The sequence below is a fragment of the Methylobacter sp. genome (genome assembly GCF_004322395.1).
In the GTDB taxonomy this organism is placed as follows: domain Bacteria; phylum Pseudomonadota; class Gammaproteobacteria; order Methylococcales; family Methylomonadaceae; genus Methylobacter_A.
The window spans coordinates 1-17,239 of the sequence record NZ_SCTW01000103.1 but is presented as its reverse complement, the minus strand read 5'-3'; the positions used below and the strand labels follow the sequence as shown (position 1 = coordinate 17,239).

General features: G+C 44.7%; 16 protein-coding genes and 1 pseudogene. 13 read left to right on the top strand and 4 right to left on the bottom strand.

What is annotated here, in order from left to right; translation table 11 throughout:
• Positions 1-87 precede the first annotated feature (87 nt).
• The 7 genes from EPO18_RS14565 (at position 88) to EPO18_RS14535 (ending at position 7,164) form a co-directional block, all read left to right on the top strand.
• Positions 88-1,047, top strand: coding sequence for a PDC sensor domain-containing protein (locus EPO18_RS14565; RefSeq protein WP_292434423.1), 960 nt, complete (start codon positions 88-90; stop codon positions 1,045-1,047).
• A gap of 134 nt (positions 1,048-1,181) precedes the next feature.
• On the top strand, positions 1,182-2,087 hold the full coding sequence (locus EPO18_RS14560; protein WP_292434421.1) for a hypothetical protein: 906 nt from the start codon (positions 1,182-1,184) through the stop codon (positions 2,085-2,087).
• Positions 2,088-2,833: 746 nt separating this feature from the next.
• A complete protein-coding gene (locus EPO18_RS14555; RefSeq protein ID WP_292434419.1) occupies positions 2,834-3,793 on the top strand; it encodes a hypothetical protein in 960 nt (319 codons plus the stop codon).
• 103 nt (positions 3,794-3,896) lie between these two features.
• The gene (locus EPO18_RS14550) at positions 3,897-4,268 is read left to right on the top strand and encodes a hypothetical protein (RefSeq protein WP_292434417.1); all 372 of its coding nucleotides are present in this window, start codon (positions 3,897-3,899) and stop codon (positions 4,266-4,268) included.
• A 27-nt stretch (positions 4,269-4,295) separates the two neighbouring features.
• Positions 4,296-4,988, top strand: coding sequence for a C39 family peptidase (locus EPO18_RS14545; RefSeq protein WP_292434415.1), 693 nt, complete (start codon positions 4,296-4,298; stop codon positions 4,986-4,988).
• Between the two features lie 18 nt (positions 4,989-5,006).
• Complete coding sequence (locus tag EPO18_RS14540; protein WP_292434413.1) at positions 5,007-5,495, top strand: hypothetical protein; 489 nt, start codon at positions 5,007-5,009, stop codon at positions 5,493-5,495.
• A gap of 319 nt (positions 5,496-5,814) precedes the next feature.
• Positions 5,815-7,164 carry a transporter family protein gene (locus EPO18_RS14535; RefSeq protein WP_292434411.1) on the top strand — a complete coding sequence of 450 codons (1,350 nt, stop codon included), beginning with the start codon at positions 5,815-5,817 and terminating at the stop codon, positions 7,162-7,164.
• 115 nt (positions 7,165-7,279) lie between these two features.
• On the opposite strand, the gene EPO18_RS14530 is transcribed toward EPO18_RS14535, so the two are convergent.
• On the bottom strand, positions 7,280-7,852 hold the full coding sequence (locus tag EPO18_RS14530; RefSeq protein ID WP_292434409.1) for an ANTAR domain-containing response regulator: 573 nt from the start codon (positions 7,850-7,852) through the stop codon (positions 7,280-7,282).
• 338 nt (positions 7,853-8,190) lie between these two features.
• On the opposite strand from EPO18_RS14530, the gene nirB reads away from it, so the two are divergent.
• From nirB to EPO18_RS14500, 5 genes and pseudogenes are all read left to right on the top strand, one after another.
• Positions 8,191-10,728: a nitrite reductase large subunit NirB gene (gene nirB, locus EPO18_RS14525; protein WP_292434407.1), complete on the top strand. Its 2,538-nt coding sequence runs from the start codon at positions 8,191-8,193 to the stop codon at positions 10,726-10,728.
• A complete protein-coding gene (gene nirD, locus EPO18_RS14520; protein WP_292434405.1) occupies positions 10,729-11,109 on the top strand; it encodes a nitrite reductase small subunit NirD in 381 nt (126 codons plus the stop codon).
• Entirely contained in the window at positions 11,106-12,023 is a 918-nt protein-coding gene (locus EPO18_RS14515; RefSeq protein WP_292434403.1) for a PhzF family phenazine biosynthesis protein, read from the top strand. The genes nirD and EPO18_RS14515 overlap by 4 nt, the downstream gene beginning before the upstream one ends.
• A 172-nt stretch (positions 12,024-12,195) precedes the next feature.
• Positions 12,196-13,433 (top strand): annotated as a pseudogene (locus EPO18_RS20730) (ISAzo13 family transposase).
• A 127-nt stretch (positions 13,434-13,560) separates the two neighbouring features.
• Positions 13,561-14,055: a hypothetical protein gene (locus EPO18_RS14500; protein WP_292434397.1), complete on the top strand. Its 495-nt coding sequence runs from the start codon at positions 13,561-13,563 to the stop codon at positions 14,053-14,055.
• Between the two features lie 144 nt (positions 14,056-14,199).
• Here the strand turns inward: EPO18_RS14500 and EPO18_RS20820 are convergent, their stop codons facing one another.
• On the bottom strand, positions 14,200-14,460 hold the full coding sequence (locus EPO18_RS20820; protein ID WP_472850903.1) for a hypothetical protein: 261 nt from the start codon (positions 14,458-14,460) through the stop codon (positions 14,200-14,202).
• 205 nt (positions 14,461-14,665) lie between these two features.
• On the bottom strand, positions 14,666-15,121 hold the full coding sequence (locus tag EPO18_RS14490; RefSeq protein ID WP_292434396.1) for a transposase: 456 nt from the start codon (positions 15,119-15,121) through the stop codon (positions 14,666-14,668).
• A gap of 437 nt (positions 15,122-15,558) precedes the next feature.
• On the opposite strand from EPO18_RS14490, the gene EPO18_RS14485 reads away from it, so the two are divergent.
• Positions 15,559-16,443 carry a hypothetical protein gene (locus EPO18_RS14485; protein WP_292434394.1) on the top strand — a complete coding sequence of 295 codons (885 nt, stop codon included), beginning with the start codon at positions 15,559-15,561 and terminating at the stop codon, positions 16,441-16,443.
• Positions 16,444-16,918: 475 nt separating this feature from the next.
• Here the strand turns inward: EPO18_RS14485 and EPO18_RS14480 are convergent.
• Positions 16,919-17,239 (bottom strand): IS1 family transposase (locus EPO18_RS14480; RefSeq protein WP_292434393.1); only part of this gene is annotated, 321 nt, incomplete at its 5' end.

The following is a 17,239-nucleotide window of genomic DNA, read 5'->3' as shown; positions in this document are numbered from 1 at the left end:
GCTAAAACTCTATTCGCTGCTTGGCATGAAACCTGCGGAAGCATTAATGGTTATTATTAATTTTCAGGATCCGGAAGAATGTCCAAAATGAGCCACATCAATGTTATTGAAAAATACGAGGAGCATCGCGTAGCCATACATAACATGCTTTCTTCCATTTTGAGCTGCTTCGCCGATGAAAAGATGTTTGAAAAAAGTTATGATGAACTGACTGAACTGCTCAATTCCCTTTGCTCTTATTATCCGTTTGTGAGCTTGCTTTACCTGCTTGATGAAAAAGGCAAGCAAATCTGCATGAATGTGCCGGGCAGCCATTTTAAGCATCATCCTAAAATCGGCATGGATGCAGACCGCAGTAACCGGCCTTACTATATCGCCGCAATGAAGGCCGATGGCGTAATGGTGACAGAGCCTTATTTGTCCAGCGTCAGGCGAGAGTTATGCCTGTCTACCAGCATGAAGATCCGCAATGATGACGGTACCGTAAAAGGCGTTGTGGTGCTGGATATCGATCTTAGTTCCACGCTGGCAATCTTGACCGGTGACAGCAGGCGCGTTCATTTCGAACCCTATTTTAAAACCATGTATACGCTGATCGTGCTTGGCCTGTTTACTGTTGCGCTGATGTTGCTTTATGAAGCCGGGATTGAGTGTTGGGATGTGATGTATTCAATGATGACTCCGGAAAAGCGTTTGGAGATGCCGTTGGGGGTAGTTATTTATCTGACTTTGAGCTTAGCGATTTTTGACTTGGGCAAGACAACGCTGGAAGAGGAAGTGCTGTTATACAAGGATGTGCTCAGGCATAGCTCAACCCGGCGGACAATTACCCGTTTTATCGCAGTGATCATTATCGCCATATCCATTGAGTCGTTGCTGATGATTTTTAAATTTGCGTTAAAGAGCGATAGCGAACATATTATTGAAGCGGTCTGGATCATTATTGCTGTGGCGTTGTTGCTGGTGTCGTTAGGCATTTATGTTTATTTAGGCAGCAAGGCGGAGGGAATGCTGCTGAATAATCGCGATAAGAAGAAAGCGGCTTAAGGAACGTTAATAATAGCGTAATCAAGACAAATTATAGTTTTATAAGGGTGTAGCAGTTCGGTTATCGAATTTATCGATGCAATCATGGGTTCAGATTGAGCCTGTATCAATCACTTATTATTTCAATCGACATTATGGCAACAAAATATACTCCTCTAAAAGATCACGATACGCCTATCAAAGTGTTATTTACCGGCTATTTGTGTACAGTCGGTATCGGCTATCTTTTCGCGTTAATCCAAATTTTGTTTACCCATGGTATGGCGGACGGTAAATTCGGCTTGTCTGTCAACGACATTGTTTATAGTTATTACGGCAACCGTTCAGGCACGGTCCTTGAGCAGAAACTGAATGGTTCGATGAAAGATAAGGCGCCGGAACAAGAGCGTTTTAAGATCATGGAATGGGTTAGGGATGGCGCACTTATTGAAGATTATAAGGATGACGGTATCGACAAAATAATCGAGAGCCGTTGCGTGATGTGCCACAACGAAAGCGCATCGGGGATACCGGATTTTACCAAGTTTGAGCAGCTGAAAATCTTAACGGCGCAAGATACGGGCGCTACCTTTAGCTCATTAATCCGCGTCTCGCATATTCATTTGTTCGGGATCAGTTTTATTTTCATGTTTGTAGGGCTTATTTTCAGCTTTGCGGAGACCACAACAACACAATATAAGTGTATTGCTATCGGCATGCCCTATGTGTTTCTGATTGCCGATATATTGTCATGGTGGCTGACTAAAATTCATCCGATGTTTGCCTGGCTGGTTATTCTTGCCGGTATGGGCATGGCTGTTTCGTTCGTGTTTATGTGGGCGACTTCTATCCTGGAAATGTGGTTTTTTAAACCGGTATTTATTGATGGCTTAGGCTCACGTTACTTACAGTGGCGCGATAGCTCGGCAACGTCAGTTGCGGATAGGCTATGGTTTTACATTAAAGAGCTTGCGAAGCAGATTAAACTGGCCGGGGCTTTTGCAGTAGAACAATGGCTAAAGCATGGTTGGCCTGTTATTAAAGATTGGCTAAAAAAATAACATAGTCAGGTGGGATTACCGGCTGTAGCCGTGCAGCCTGAGTAACTTAGACAAATAAATGACTAACTGTAGTTATCTGTTCATTTCAGGTTTAACCTGATTCTTGATTGACTGCGCCGTTTTTATCTTGATGGTAGAAATGGTCGCGTATTCAAATCTCCTTATTATTTTAAAGCTGTTGTTAATCAGTTAGCCACAGATTTACACAGATAAACGCCGATACTACATTGAGTCATGCAAAAAGTGCGGTTCACCCAATGGGTGCCGCAAAGCACTTATGTAACCCGTTGTTCACCTGTGTAAATCCGTGTCCATCCGTGGCTCAACTGCTTCCCAAACTTCCAGCAATATTTCCCTTTTATATAGAATATACAGGGTATTAATTAAACTAACGAAAGCCGGATAATATTCGACCGTACCATCGCATCCTAATTTAGCGACGGTATGTATGAAGGAGGCGCCGATAACATACTCTGTTCGTACGTATTGAGTTTGTCGATGCGCAAGATTTTCGGATATTAAATATACGTCCGATTACCTAAGCAATTGCGCCTAACTAAATGATTTTTAATTGTTTATTGATATTATATCTATGGAAATTTAAGGATCAGGTAGAGATACTGTCATTGTGACGACCGGGTTAGCTCGCCGAAATGGAGAGATAAGCGGTCGTTATACCCTCATCAGATATTTTTATTGAACAACATCTGATTATATTTTTTAAATATATTCACGGAGTAATGACAATGAAAATGAAACAATTTAATAAAAAAATATTAACTGCAAGTATTCTTCTTGTATTGGGCTCAGCTTCTAGTGCATGGGCAAATCCTGTTAATACCTCAACTAATTCCGAAGCAGATCAGACTGCAACTGCTACCAGCGATCAGAGTGGAACAACAGGCCCAGCTGCAAATGAATTTTCAACTGCGGCTGATAACTCTAACAATAGTGATAATTCTAACAATAGTGATAACTCTACAAACGTTCCTATTACCGTTTCAGACAGCTTAAATGGTAATACTCTTGACAATAGTACTCATAACACTGACAGCAGTGATAACTCTACAACGGATAGCAGTGATAACTCTCACCACAGCTCTGCTTCCGCAACCGATGCAGCGGCTAATAACAATAGCACCGCTACATCAGATCATTCAGATAACTCTGACCACAGCTCTGCTTCCGCAACCGATGCGGCGGCTAATAACAATAGTACCGCTACATCAGATCGTTCTGACCACAGCTTAACTACTGCAACTGGTCAAGGCTCTGCCGCTGCTAATAATGGCAGTACTTCATCTGCAACTACCGACAATAGTCAGGCATATGCAAATGGAATCGGATCGGCTGCGGCTAATGGTGGCGGCAATGCAACGACAGACAACACCAACAACTCTGATAACAGCGTATTAACCGCGAATGGAGCCGCTTCTGGCGTATCAAAGAGCGGCAATATTACTACCGACTATAAAGTAAATAATTCAACTTTGTCAGGTACTGTGACAGGTGCACCGGTCAGCATTGGTGGCGTTGATCCAAATGATCAACCTACCTTGGCAGCCAACAACAATATGGATAATGCTTTCAATGGCAGTGCGGGTATTAACCAAGCTGTTCAAAACCAGGGCCATAATTCTCTGGCACAGCAACAAGTATCTTTCCAAGGCAATGTAAATGTTAATCAACCATCAGTAGCTCCTTAAGCTTTTATAAGTTAGTCAACTGTAGTTGATGATTTTAGCCGGTGAGTAAAGCAATTCTCACCGGCTATTAACTATATATCATCAAATATGCAAGGAGAATGCTATGAGAACAATGTTAAAGGTTTTAAAGAGCTGCTTTTTAACTTTACTGGTAGTCATTATGCAAAGTCAGGCGGCAAAAGCTGATTTTGTTCAAGACCAGGATAAGTCACTTTTTTCTTCCACCGAAACAGCGTTGTCAGATGAGTTGGATAATGCGCGAGGCCGCGAAGGTGTAAATATGACAACTCTTAATAACATGAATGCGCGGACTACGCTGAGCGGCAATCAAGCAACCGATAATGTTAATGGCTACAACGTTATCGATCAAGGCTCGTTTGCACAGGCAAGCGGCATTACCAGTGTTATTCAAAACAGCGGCAATAACGTTGTCATTCAGGATTCGACTATGGTGAATGTAACGATCATACCTTAATCAATCATTATTCACTGGAAGTGCGACATGACAAGATTTTTTGTTAAATGCATTCTTCTCATGCTATTTACGTTTTGCAGCGATGCCGGTTCCATTAACTTTAACGGTATTGCGGGCGCCGGTAACTACAACGTTCCAACGACTAGTTTTTTAGAGCGACGATTCAAGACCGTATATAAGCAACAGTATGATTTCAGTTGCGGCTCGGCAACTTTGGCCAGCCTGCTTACCTATCATTATGACGACACGGTAGACGAGCAAAGTGTTTTTACCGATATGTATCAAAATGGCGATCAGCAGAAGATTCAAAAGCAGGGGTTTTCGTTACTGGATATAAAACTTTATCTGGAAAGACGCGGCTATCGTTCAGACGGTTTCAAGATTAAATTGGATCAATTGATTACAGCCAATGTGCCGGCGATCACTATTATCAATAATAATGGTTACATGCATTTCATTATTATTAAAGGGCTCAATGATCAGGAAGTTTTGGTGGGAGATCCCGCTGTAGGTGTAAAGGTAATGCCCCGCGATGAGTTTGAAGCGATGTGGGAAAACCGTCTTTTGTTTTTAATCCATGATAAACAAGATGTTGCGTCGAGACATTTTCAAGATCAGCAAGAGTGGGAGCTTCGGGTCAAGGCACCGTTAGGTTCTGCCGTCGATCGAGCCAGTTTAGGTCAATTTAATATGTTGCAACCCGGGCGTTGGGATTTCTAACTAAGCGGAGCGATTAACATGAAAGCATATAAATTTAATGTCTATCGAAAACTTATGAAGGCTGTATTCTGGATAGTAGCCTGGGAGAGCGTCAGCTACGTTGGTCAGGTATTAGCGGATGAAACCTCAAATATTGCCCGCCATCGATTTGAGAATTGGGAGCGTGCCTCCGACAGTGAGTTGGATCAATTAAGAGGTGGGTTTGTACTTCCGAACGGAATGAACATCGACTTCAGTTTAGAGAGAATCAGCTCTTTGAATGGCACGGTAGTTTCTTCTTCATTTTTCCAATTACCGGAAAATACCTTATTGTCTCAGAACGGAACAATGAATCAAGCTCTGGATTTGGCGGGGTCGGGATTGAGTTCTGTCATTCAGAATAACGTCGATAATCAAATTATTAGAACTGTTACCGACATTAATATAGTCGTTAGCAATTTAAAAAATATTGACTTAAATAATAGTGGCATGGCTTTTAATAATCTTATTTTGCCTAATGCGCATTAAGCTATTTTCTAGTAAAAAATAGCCTTACAGCAGGCTCACGTTTCTGTGAAGCCCATGTTTTTCAAGTGGTGTTGTAAAAAATTTTATCATTTAAATAACGTCCCAAGTAAGTGTTTGTACTAATTGTCCCGATGAGCTTAATAACTTATAAAGTTGATGGGATAGCTTATTTGTTCACGCATGCTTTTTTCATGAGGGCTTTTATATATTAATAAAAGCCAAGCAATCAGCACTAAAAAGGGAATTTTAGAAAAGCAATTAATAAACCGTTGGCTATTAATTGCTATTAGTTTAATACCTAAAAAAGGGAAATAATAATATGAAGATGAAATCTGGAAGCGGTAAATTGCTTCTGTTTGGGGTTATTAAGAGAATTATCTTTACCGTTTGTATTCTTTTTATGAACAGCAGTTATGCAAAAACAGGCAGCCAAAATAATTCTTTGGCACAATATCAAAAATTGATTGCCGAGCAGCAAAAAGAGTTTCAAATGCAACGGCAAATTATTGCTGAACAAGGCAAAGAATTGGAGCTACTAAAATCACGCCTTGAAGCTCTGACGAATCAAGTCTCAGGGAATAAACAGATTCCGGTTGAACACGCATCAAATAAACCTCAAGCCGTTTTGACAAAAAAACCTCAAACCGTTTTGGCAAAAAATAACAATGAACCGGCAAAATCGCCTAATCAGTTTCCGTCTAAGCCCGTTGGTCAGGCTCCTCCCGGAGTAGTGGAAAAACCAAGGCCACCGGAATTACCTCGATTAAGCGAGACTGTGGGCGGCGTATTAACCAGAAAAGGCAATATCGTCGTTGAGCCGTCACTGTACTACGCTTACACCAGTAACAACCGGGTATTTCTCGATGCATTTACATTTCTTCCTGCTATTGCCATTGGCCTCATCGACCTTCGCGAAATTAAAAGGCACAATTTTATCGGCACTTTGGGCGCACGCTATGGTGTGACGGATAGTTTGGAATTGGAGTTCAGGGTTCCTTATGTATACCGGGAAGATATCCAGCGCTCACGACCCGTAAGTATTGGTGCGGGTGTCGATGAAACTTTTAATGCAACCGGAAATGATATTGGCGATCTTGAATTTGCCGGCCGTTATCAGCTTAACAGTGGATCCGACGGCTGGCCTATCCTGGTCGGCAATATAGTCGCCACGGCACCCACGGGAAAAAGTCCTTTCGACGTTAACTTTGTACAAGCTCAAGGAGTTCCCGGAGCAGTATTTCCGACCGAATTACCGACAGGTGTCGGATATTTCAGCTTTCAGCCCAGCCTTACAGCGCTTTACCCAACCGATCCGGCGGTTTTTTTCGGTAATCTCAGTTACAGCTATAATGCCGAAACCAACACCAATGCCGGTAAGGTTAATCCAGGGGATACGTTAGGATTCAGTTTTGGTATGGGCTTCGGTATTAATGAGCGATCGTCGTTTAGCTTAGGGTACTCGCACAAACATGTTTTGGAATCTGAAATTGATGGAAATGCAATTAATGGAAGTACCTTAGATATCGGACAATTGCTGCTCGGCTATTCGTTCAAATATTCTAAAAGAACCATGTTCAACTTATCGTTAGGTATAGGCGCTACGACGGATGCACAAGACGTCACCCTTAACTTGAGAGTACCGATGACTTTTGGTTTATTCGATAGCTAGTAGAACATGGATGACACGGACTAGTCTGATAGACACGGATTAGAGGGTGTAAATAAATCCGTGTTAAATCCGTCCAATCAGTGTTCTATCTTTTTGTGGACATTACGTAACTCAATTATTTTAGAAGTTCAGCCATGGCGATTACGTTTTTCGCCATTTCCCCGATTGCGATATTGCGATCCATCGCCAGTTTTCTCAGGGTGTGATAAGCATCGTCTTCGGTGAAACCGCGGGTTTTAATCAAAATGCCTTTTGCCCGATCTATCAGTTTTCGTTCTTCCAGCTTGGATTTTGTTTTCTCCAATTCGGTTTTAAGCTGTTGTTGTTCCTTAAACCTTGCCACTGCGATATTGATAATACTGTTAACGCGGCTGGTTTCCAGGCCGTTGACAACATAAGCACTGACTCCGGCCTTAACAATTTGATTGATGGTGTCGGTTGTATCATCAGAGGCAAAAATTATAATCGGAAGCGACTGTTTTTGATTAAGATATTGAATATATTGAAAATATTTTTTGGGACTGTCAATATTAAAAATAACAATGTCAGTGTTATTCTCCACTAGGGATTGAATGTCTGCTTTGGACGTGGCTGTGCTTGTGACCGAATAGCCCTTAGTAACCAGTATTTTTTCCAATAACTGATCGGTAGTTTCATCTTCAATAAGTAATACATTCAAAGCGTTCATTCCCGAATAATTAGCACAAACTACGCCATTTAATGAAGATAATTGGATTAACCGTCTGACTAGCCAGCCAAACAAGTAGTAAAGTAGGGTACGTAGTGCGTACCATTTCCAAATCGTTCCCTCATCAGAACCTCAAAAAGGTACGCGGTGCATATCCTATCTAAATGTATTGCACAGTTAGCGAGCATTATTTTTTTATGTGCACCATCTTGGCTCGTTCGGATGCATGGTTTTCAGTTTAATGATTGAACAAGCCATTAAAATCATTGGCTTGTTAATCATGGCACAGGCATTGCTCTACAACCCCCAAACAACAAACATCGTTACCGAGGTTGTATATGAGCGTGAAACAAACATTGGTTGTCATTGGCAACGGCATGGTCGGACAGCATTTCCTGGCAAGCCTGGTTGAGAGCACCATTAAAGAGCAATATCAAATTATTACTTTTTGCGAAGAACCCAGAGCGGCTTATGACCGGGTGCATTTGTCGTCATTTTTTACCGGCACAACCGCGCAGGAGCTGTCTTTAGTTGAAGAGGGCTTTTTTGAGCGGCATGGCATTACCATTCATCTTGGCGATAAAGCCGCAAGTATCGATAGAGCCGCTAAAATCGTCACTTCGGCAAAAGGCCTGACCATCTCTTACGACAAGCTGGTGCTGGCGACGGGTTCTTATCCGTTCGTGCCGCCCGTTCCCGGACATGACCGGGCGCAATGCCTGGTTTATCGCACCATTGAGGATCTTGAAGCGATTGCCGCCGCTGCAAAAACGGGCAAGGTCGGCACCGTGGTCGGCGGCGGCTTGTTGGGTTTAGAAGCGGCCAAAGCATTAATGGATTTAGGCTTGGAAACCCATGTGGTCGAATTCGCGCCGCGTTTGATGGCGGTGCAGCTTGATGACGCAGGCGGTGCGATGCTGCGGCGCAAAATTGAGAATTTGGGCGTAACCGTTCATACCGGCAAGAACACCAGTGTCATTACCGACGGCGAACAATGCGTAAACAAAATGTGTTTTGCCGACGGCGAAGAGCTGGAAACCGACATCGTGCTGTTTTCGGCCGGGATTCGCCCGCGTGACGATATTGCCAGGGCTTGCGGCTTGGAAGTCGGCCAGCGCGGCGGCGTCGTCATCGATAACCAATGCCGGACTTCAGATGACAGCATTTACGCAATCGGCGAGTGTGCGTTGTGGAACGGCATGATTTACGGATTGGTTGCACCGGGTTATACAATGGCGCGCACCGTCGTAGCCGATTTGGCAGGCAATGACGCCAGCTTTACCGGCGCGGACATGAGCACCAAATTAAAACTGATGGGAGTCGATGTCGCCAGCATCGGCGACGCCCACGCTAAAACCCAGGGCGCGATGGTTTACAGCTACCAAAACGGCGACAGCGAAATCTATAAACGATTGGTAGTCAGCCAGGACAAAAAACAACTGCTCGGCGCGGTGCTGGTCGGCGATGCGTCGGGTTACAGCACGTTATTGCAATATTGCCTGAACGGTATCGAACTGCCGGAGAATCCCGATGCGTTGATTTTACCACACCGCTCCGACGAATCGGTCGGCTTGGGCCCGGATGCGTTGCCTGCTTCGGCGCAAATTTGTTCCTGCTACGACGTAACTAAAGGCGCGATTTGTTCGGCAATTGAAGGCGGCTGCATGACGATGGGCGCCCTGAAAGCCGAAACTAAAGCCGCGACCGGTTGCGGCGGTTGTTCGGCGTTGCTTAAATCGGTGCTGGATTCGGAATTGTCGAAACAGGGTTTTGAGGTTAATACCGATATTTGCGAGCACTTTGCCTATACCCGGCAGGATCTTCATAACTTGATCCGGGTTGAAGAGATTAAAACTTTTGGCGAATTGCTGCACAAACATGGCAAAGGCCTCGGCTGCGAAATTTGCAAACCCGCCGTCGGCAATATCCTGGCATCGCAATGGAATGAGCATATCCTGGAAAAAGACCATTTAGGCTTACAGGACACCAACGATACCTATTTAGCCAACATGCAAAAAGACGGCACTTATTCGGTGGTGCCGCGCATCACCGGCGGCGAAATCAGCCCCGACATGCTGATTGCATTGGGGCAAGTCGGCAAAAAGTACAAGCTGTATACCAAAATTACCGGCGGCCAACGGGTAGATTTATTCGGTGCGCGGGTCGATCAATTGCCGCATATCTGGAAAGAATTGATCGATGCCGGTTTCGAATCGGGCCATGCTTACGGCAAATCTTTGCGCACGGTTAAATCCTGCGTCGGCAGCACCTGGTGTCGGTACGGAGTCGATGACAGTGTGGGGTTAGCGATAGAGCTGGAAAACCGTTACAAAGGCTTGCGTTCCCCGCATAAAATCAAATTTGCGGTATCCGGTTGCACCCGCGAATGCGCCGAAGCGCAGGGCAAGGATGTCGGCGTGATCGCCACCGAAAACGGCTGGAACTTGTATGTCTGCGGCAACGGCGGCATGAAACCGCGCCATGCGGATTTATTCGCGACCGGTCTGGACAAGGAAACCCTGATCAAATACATCGACCGCTTTTTGAGTTTTTATGTGCGCACCGCCGACCGTTTGCAACGCACCTCGGTATGGATGGAAAACATGGAAGGCGGGTTGGATTACCTGAAATCGGTAGTCATTGAAGACAAACTGGGCTTGTGCGATCAGCTGGAGCAGCAAATGCAGTATGTGATCGACACCTATCAATGCGAATGGAAAGCCGCGATTGAAGATGAATCCAAACTCAAACGCTTTAGACATTTCATCAACAGCGACCAGCCCGATGACAATATAGTCTTTGTTGAAGAGCGCGGCCAAATTCGTCCTGCCGATGACAGCGAGCGGAAACATTTTAAACTGATGGAGATAGCGTAAATGGCTAAGTGGATAGACGTTTGCAGTGTTGACGATTTGCAGCCGAATTCAGGGGTTTGCGCATTGCTTGATGGGGAGCAGGTCGCGATTTTTTGGATGCCTGTCCTGAGCGGAGCCGAAGGGCCGGATGCAAAAATTTACGCTGTCGGCAATTACGATCCGTTCGGCAATGCCAATGTCCTGTCGCGCGGTATAATCGGCGATATTGGCGGACAGCCGGTAGTCGCATCGCCCCTATACAAACAACACTACAACCTGCAAACCGGCGTTTGCCTGGAAGATGAAACCGTGAAAATACCCGTTTATGCGATTCGTATAGAAAACGGCAGCGTTCAAGTCGACCTTTCATCATTGCCGCAGGACGGAGCACAAGCGTTATGAAATACAACTATTACATCGCCGATGTCTTTACCAAACAGATTTTCAGCGGCGCGCAAATAGCCGTTTTCCCGAATGCCGAAGGCTTAAGCCAACAGCAAATGCAACTGGTCGCCAGGGAGTTGAACCTATCGGAAACGGTGTTTGTATTTCATCCCGATAAACAACTTACCAACCGCGTGATGCGGATTTTTTCGCCGCAAAGCGAAATCGATTTTGCCGGACATCCGATTATCGCCACCGCCTTTGTGTTGGCAAGTTGCGGCGATGTTCAGTTGAATGCCGCGATTACGCCGATGGTTTTCGAGCAAAATACCGGTCCGGTTAACGTCAATATTTCCGCTGAAGACGGCAAACCCAGTTTTGTGCAGTTCACCCGCAAAGTGAGTTCTATCATCGACCGGTTTACCCCCAGCGATGAAGAATTAGCGAGTTTTCTGTCAATACAGCCGTCGGAATTCGACCATAAAAAATATTCCGCGCGTTTAGTGTCTTGCGGCGTTCCGTACCTGATCGTGCCGGTTTGGCGTTATGAAAGCGTAAGGGCTGCAAAATTCAATTACGCGGCATGGAGTCAATCGATTGCCCCACAAACTGCTGCCCAGGAAATTGTGCTATTTTCCCCGAAAACGCCGTTTGCGGATGCCGATTTTAATGCCCGTCTGCTTGGGCCAAGAATCGGCCTCCACGATGATCCGCCGGTCGGCAATGCGATACCTGCATTTGCTTCGTATTTGTGCTCATTTGAGTTTATGCAGAAAGGGACTTATACCTTCAGCGTGGATCGCGGGGAGCAATGTAACCGGCGTAGTGTGCTGAATCTGGAAATGGATCATAAGGGGGAAGATACTTTGACTATTCGGGTCGGTGGTGCGGCGGTGATGGTGGCTGAGGGGGTTATGAATATTCCTGGTTAGGATAATTCGATTAAACCAAATTGGGTCATAGGCTGGAGCAAAGAGTTTTAGATGTATATTTTTGATTTGCTTAGAAAGGTTTCTATCAATAGGAACGAGGATTCTATAACTCCAGAACTTTGAGCTGTAAATTAAGTTAGCGCTTACGGAGTATTTCGGTTATGTTCTAAAAATGAAAATAGCAAGCTACGCCCCTGAAGTCGAAGCGCAAATGCGCAATTTTTATCACAGCTTATCGGAAAAGGATCGCCGCCGCTATGCAGCCATTGAGGCGGCCACGTTGGATCACGGCGGTATTACCTATATTTGCCGTGTATTATGTTGCGATGCCGGTACGGTGACCCGGGGCCAACAAGATTTGAAGAAGCCGTTGCCTGAAAAGGAGAAACCTATTCGGCAACCGGGCAGTGGACGCAAGTCAGTTTTGGCGACAACGGCAGGATTGGATGAAGCCTTTTTAGAGGTATTAAAAGATCATACCGCAGGTTCACCGATGGAAGAATCCGTGAAATGGTCAAATTTGAGCCGTAGTGACATTGCTGAGAAGCTGAAGCAGCACGGATTTACAGTGAGCGTGACCGTTGTTGACCAGTTGCTGGACAAGCATGGCTTTCGCCGTCGTCAGGCATTTAAAGTTGAGGCCGGAAAAAAGAACATACCGCATCGGGACGAGCAGTTCAAAAATATCGAGCATCTCAAAGAGACGTATCAGGCGCGGGGAAATCCTGTGATGCGCATGGATGTTAAAAAAAAGAGCTGATAGGCAATTTTTATCGTCCAGGAAAGCTCTATAGCACTGAGCCCGTGCGGGTCAATGATCACGATTTTGAATCCTTGGCGGACGGTAAAATTGTGCCTCATGGGCTGTATGACCTTAATCGTAATAGGGGCTATATCGTATTGGGCACCAGTCATGATACCTCCGAATTAGGATGTGCCTGCATCCGCCATTGGTGGCTAAATTACGGTCAAGTGGACTATCCGAAGGCCACGAGTATTTTATTGCTCTGTGACTGCGGAGGCAGCAATAATGCCCGCCACTTTATTTTTAAAGAGGATTTGCAAAAGTTGTCAGACGAACTGGATATTGAGATTCGTATTGCTCATTACCCGCCCTATACTTCAAAATATAATCCCATCGAGCATCGGTTATTTTCCCATGTAACCAGAGCTTGCAGCGGAGTTATCTTTACCAGTGTCGAGCGGGCCAAGACCGCCATGAGTCAAGCAAAAACCATGCAGGGGTTGAAAGTGTTTACCTCTGTGATTGATAGAATTTTCGCAACGGGCCGCAAAGTGGCTGGTGGCTTCAAAGAGAATATGACCATTAAGTTTGACCAGTTTTTACCGAAATGGAATTACGTTGCTATCCCATCCGTTAAGGCAATTTCTGGAGTTATTAAATCCTGATTCCATAATTCGATATTTATAGTACCTTGTCTAACGGATTGTAGGAGTGCGTTATGCGCCTGCATTGAAAATTAATATATACCTAAAAAGTGTCTACTTTACATTAGTCATCATGTCAGGAGCTGTTGTGACGAAGAACGATATCTACGCCTTTCTCATCGCCCTTGGAGTCAATCGCGAGTACGCGGTCATCCCCGAGTTTTCCGTTAAGCTTCCCGGCAACGGAAAGAGGAAGAAGGTGATCGACCTCGTATGGGCAAAGAAGAAGCCTAATACTGGCAAAATCACCAACACACTGGACCAGTGGCAGCTCGTTGCGGCCTTTGAGATCGAGGGCTGCAATGTGCCCCGGGAGCCCGAGTTTAGCCGCCATCTGTCGGACTTCAAAGACGTCAAAAACTTCAATGGCAAGCAGCCGCAGAAGTATGTTGTTCTATACACTAATGCCTACGATCGAACTTGGAACAGCGCCATTGACATAGATAAGGAAATCAATACGCGCGTCACGTGGGGGGCTACTCAGAATAAGTGCTTCAAGGTTTTAGATGGTAGAAAGCTCAAGGAGGCTTCCAAGAAGTTTCCGCCAAAGGTCACGCGGAAACGCTGGGCGGATTTGCGCTAACGCTGTAAGGTGGATCATGCGTAGGATGATGATATGGACTCCTCACTCCCCCCAGGCGCAATATAAAATGCACCGACAATTTTTAACGGTGTAATGAGGAGTCCGACATGAACAATACCGTAAGGCTCATGATGGATTAGGAAGCTAGCACATAATCAGTCCCAACAGCGAACTTAGCAATGCTTTGCCGCGTTTTTTTGCATTATGCACAAACTCAAAGAATCCCAAATAAATCGGTAGATAGGCTTGAGAAATCCCGCGATACGGTCGTAGCCAGGAACGCAGCAACGACCAAAAACCTTCCATCGTATTCACATGGACTTCATAGAAACCATCGCCATTCTCATCGCGCGGATACTCATTTGCGCTGTGACAAACGCTTTGTGAATATCCCCAAAGCTCCAAGCGGTCATAAATCGCATAGTCATCGGTATAAATGAGCGTACCTGACGCATCGTGCGTTGAATAACCGGCTTGATAGTGGCTTACTGAACATTTTTCAGCATCTGAATGGCCACTTGTCCGCCGCGTTGAATCATGCCCAATACCGGCGACTTTTCTTTGTCCAGAGTGCCACGACCTCGAGCGCCTTTTAATCGGTTACGCCGCGCTAAGCGGCCTTTTTTACTGCGCCCGGCTGTCCTTTATGTCCGGCAATCACATAGACTTCATCGCATTCAACTTCGCCTTCCAGAACCATGGCCGGTCCTTTGCTGACAATGCCGGTACGCAACTGTTGGGTCATGTGCTGAACGTCCGCGTCATTTAAATCCAGCTCACCGGCAATCTGCGCGTTCGATAAGTTCAGACCCATAAAATACAAGCACAGCACCCAGATTTTCAAGGGCTGATGATGACCGGCAAAAATCGTATCGGTTAAATCGTCGAACTTTCGTTGACAGGCTTTACAGCTATAGCGCTGTCGTTCAGGTTGGCTATCATCTTTTCCCTGCTTGATAATCGCTTCTGAATCACAATGGGGACACGACACTTTATCCGGCCAGCGCAGGCTGCGAACCGTTTCAAAGCATTTGGCATTATCTAATAACGAGTGTAGGGTAATCATCACTCCTCTATGAGGGTTTTTTATCCCAAGTTCAAGATTCCAACAACATTGGACTACCTCCCCAGAATCTAAAAAGAGCCGAAAATAAAGCTTTTAGCCTACCTTGTCTTACAAATTTAATGATAGACCGCATTACCTGTGTATGAGAGCTCTATCATATTTTTATAAAGTCAATTTGAAGTAAAGCTCAATTTCCTATATTTTTTAACCTTATTATTAAAAAAGCAGGACTACTGAAAGGAGACGGCGTAAATACTGGCCCTGCCCAGTCAGCGAGAACATTTCCAATGATTTTTATCAAGCCAAGATTGCTTATTTTAAGACCAGCATAGCGATAGCGGATGCCGCCGTCCAGTTACATTGCTAATGCAACTGATTATAAGAGTTAGTTATAAATTCATGTTTTACTTAAAGTAAAAAACAAAGAGAGGTTATATATGTTTAAAAATATTATTATTTCGTCAATCATTTTTGTTACTTCGCTTTCGGCCTGGGCTGCTCCACAAACCTATAAAGTTACAGCAAGAGTTATAAGTGTATCTGAATATACAACTGGTGCTTTACCCGCACCACTGAATAGCGGTGATGAGGTCACCATGACCTATGTTCTGGATGATGCAAAATTCCCCGACTATCAGGACAATTGGAATATTTCATACAGCTTCAATCAAAATGAAGGCAGTATGCAAGTTAGCTGGTCAAATGTAACACTTAAAACCTCGGCTTCTCAGTCGATGATTAATCATCATCTTGGTGTAGACGCCAATAATGGTAATGGTATGAAACACTACCATGTGGGAAGCTCTGGCCCCTTTGAAAACAACGGTAATCCTACTCCAGATGTTCAATTTATTGGTCTTGATCTTCACAGTGACGGCTCCCAGCATCAAACTTATACGCCATGGTTAACGCCTGATTTGAACAAGTTTACGATGAGACAGTTGCATGTCGCTACGCTTGGATATTGGTTTGAGGCGGATGTGACCTCTATTGTAAAGGAAGGAGATCAACCATTTGCTGTTTGGCCGGAACATGGCACTATGCATATAAGTCAGCAATTTGATGTGTTTGTTACCGCGCCAGCAGGTTATAACTATATAGAATTCATTACTGATCCCATGGCGCCGCCATTGCCGATTCCATGTGAAATCGCGCCAAATTTCAATGGAGGACAAACTGAAATCAAGTTTCTTTGCCGAGATTTAAATGCTGGTAGCTTACAACTTTTTTTAGCTAATTATACTGGTGTGACCATTCGTTTAAAAAATCTGGCAACAGGCCAATCGCTAGAGCGCGTAATGAACTGGCGCATGGTTGACTAGCCCTCTTAACGTTTAAATATCAAACCATAAAGCCAGGCAGTATCGAATGCCTGGCTTTTTTTGACTAGTAGTCAGTCATGATGAAACGGCAGGATAGAGTCGAGCCAATTTAAGCCGGGCGTCTTGATTCGTGAAGCGCCAATTAACCTGCTTAACCTTTAAATTACGTTCCTGCACATTTGCTTCAAGCTCACGACGCAAAGTTTCTTTGTCTGGAATTCGCTACGACAAACACATATTTGACAAAAATCAATGGGGGCAGTATCTGAGGTTAATACTGTTGACTTAAGCCTCCACGGTTATTTCTTGTGACCGCCGCTCTTGCAATTTATTGGCTGAGGTCTTGTTAATACGCGGTGTTGAAGGCTTAGGTTGCTGGGCTGGTAGTATTTGACCCGCCGAATATCGGCTAATAATTCTTGAAAGATGGCAAAAGCCCTGTCCGGATTCATTGTAGTCAGAATGGGGTAGTGGGTTAAATCTGTAATTTAGCATGAATATCCAAGCCAAATTCGACCTTGTTAATCAGTAATCCGATGACCGTATCATGCAGGGTTTCCAACTTCGAGAAGCAAATTGTTTTTCGTGTAAGTCGCTTAATCCAAGTTCTGAAATTCAGATTCTTGCGTTCAATCTTTTGAGTGTTGCGCTTACCCACCTCATGCTTGTCGATTTTAAGGTGACGCTCATAAGCACCCCAATCGTCGGTGTAATAGCGGCTGATGCCAAAGGGCTCGAGCAATGCTTTCAGCTTTTTGAATACCTCATCCTTGCGTTTGCCAAACACATAAGCCAA

What these genes read in the sequence shown, in the direction of transcription:
- EPO18_RS14565 (WP_292434423.1), top strand. Translation starts at nt 88, where the DNA reads ATGAGCCACATCAATGTTATTGAAAAATACGAGGAGCATCGCGTAGCC.
- EPO18_RS14560 (WP_292434421.1), top strand. Translation starts at nt 1,182, where the DNA reads ATGGCAACAAAATATACTCCTCTAAAAGATCACGATACGCCTATCAAA.
- EPO18_RS14555 (WP_292434419.1), top strand. Translation starts at nt 2,834, where the DNA reads ATGAAAATGAAACAATTTAATAAAAAAATATTAACTGCAAGTATTCTT.
- EPO18_RS14550 (WP_292434417.1), top strand. Translation starts at nt 3,897, where the DNA reads ATGAGAACAATGTTAAAGGTTTTAAAGAGCTGCTTTTTAACTTTACTG.
- EPO18_RS14545 (WP_292434415.1), top strand. Translation starts at nt 4,296, where the DNA reads ATGACAAGATTTTTTGTTAAATGCATTCTTCTCATGCTATTTACGTTT.
- EPO18_RS14540 (WP_292434413.1), top strand. Translation starts at nt 5,007, where the DNA reads ATGAAAGCATATAAATTTAATGTCTATCGAAAACTTATGAAGGCTGTA.
- EPO18_RS14535 (WP_292434411.1), top strand. Translation starts at nt 5,815, where the DNA reads ATGAAGATGAAATCTGGAAGCGGTAAATTGCTTCTGTTTGGGGTTATT.
- EPO18_RS14530 (WP_292434409.1), bottom strand. Translation starts at nt 7,852, where the DNA reads ATGAACGCTTTGAATGTATTACTTATTGAAGATGAAACTACCGATCAG.
- nirB (WP_292434407.1), top strand. Translation starts at nt 8,191, where the DNA reads ATGAGCGTGAAACAAACATTGGTTGTCATTGGCAACGGCATGGTCGGA.
- nirD (WP_292434405.1), top strand. Translation starts at nt 10,729, where the DNA reads ATGGCTAAGTGGATAGACGTTTGCAGTGTTGACGATTTGCAGCCGAAT.
- EPO18_RS14515 (WP_292434403.1), top strand. Translation starts at nt 11,106, where the DNA reads ATGAAATACAACTATTACATCGCCGATGTCTTTACCAAACAGATTTTC.
- EPO18_RS14490 (WP_292434396.1), bottom strand. Translation starts at nt 15,121, where the DNA reads ATGATTACCCTACACTCGTTATTAGATAATGCCAAATGCTTTGAAACG.
- EPO18_RS14485 (WP_292434394.1), top strand. Translation starts at nt 15,559, where the DNA reads ATGTTTAAAAATATTATTATTTCGTCAATCATTTTTGTTACTTCGCTT.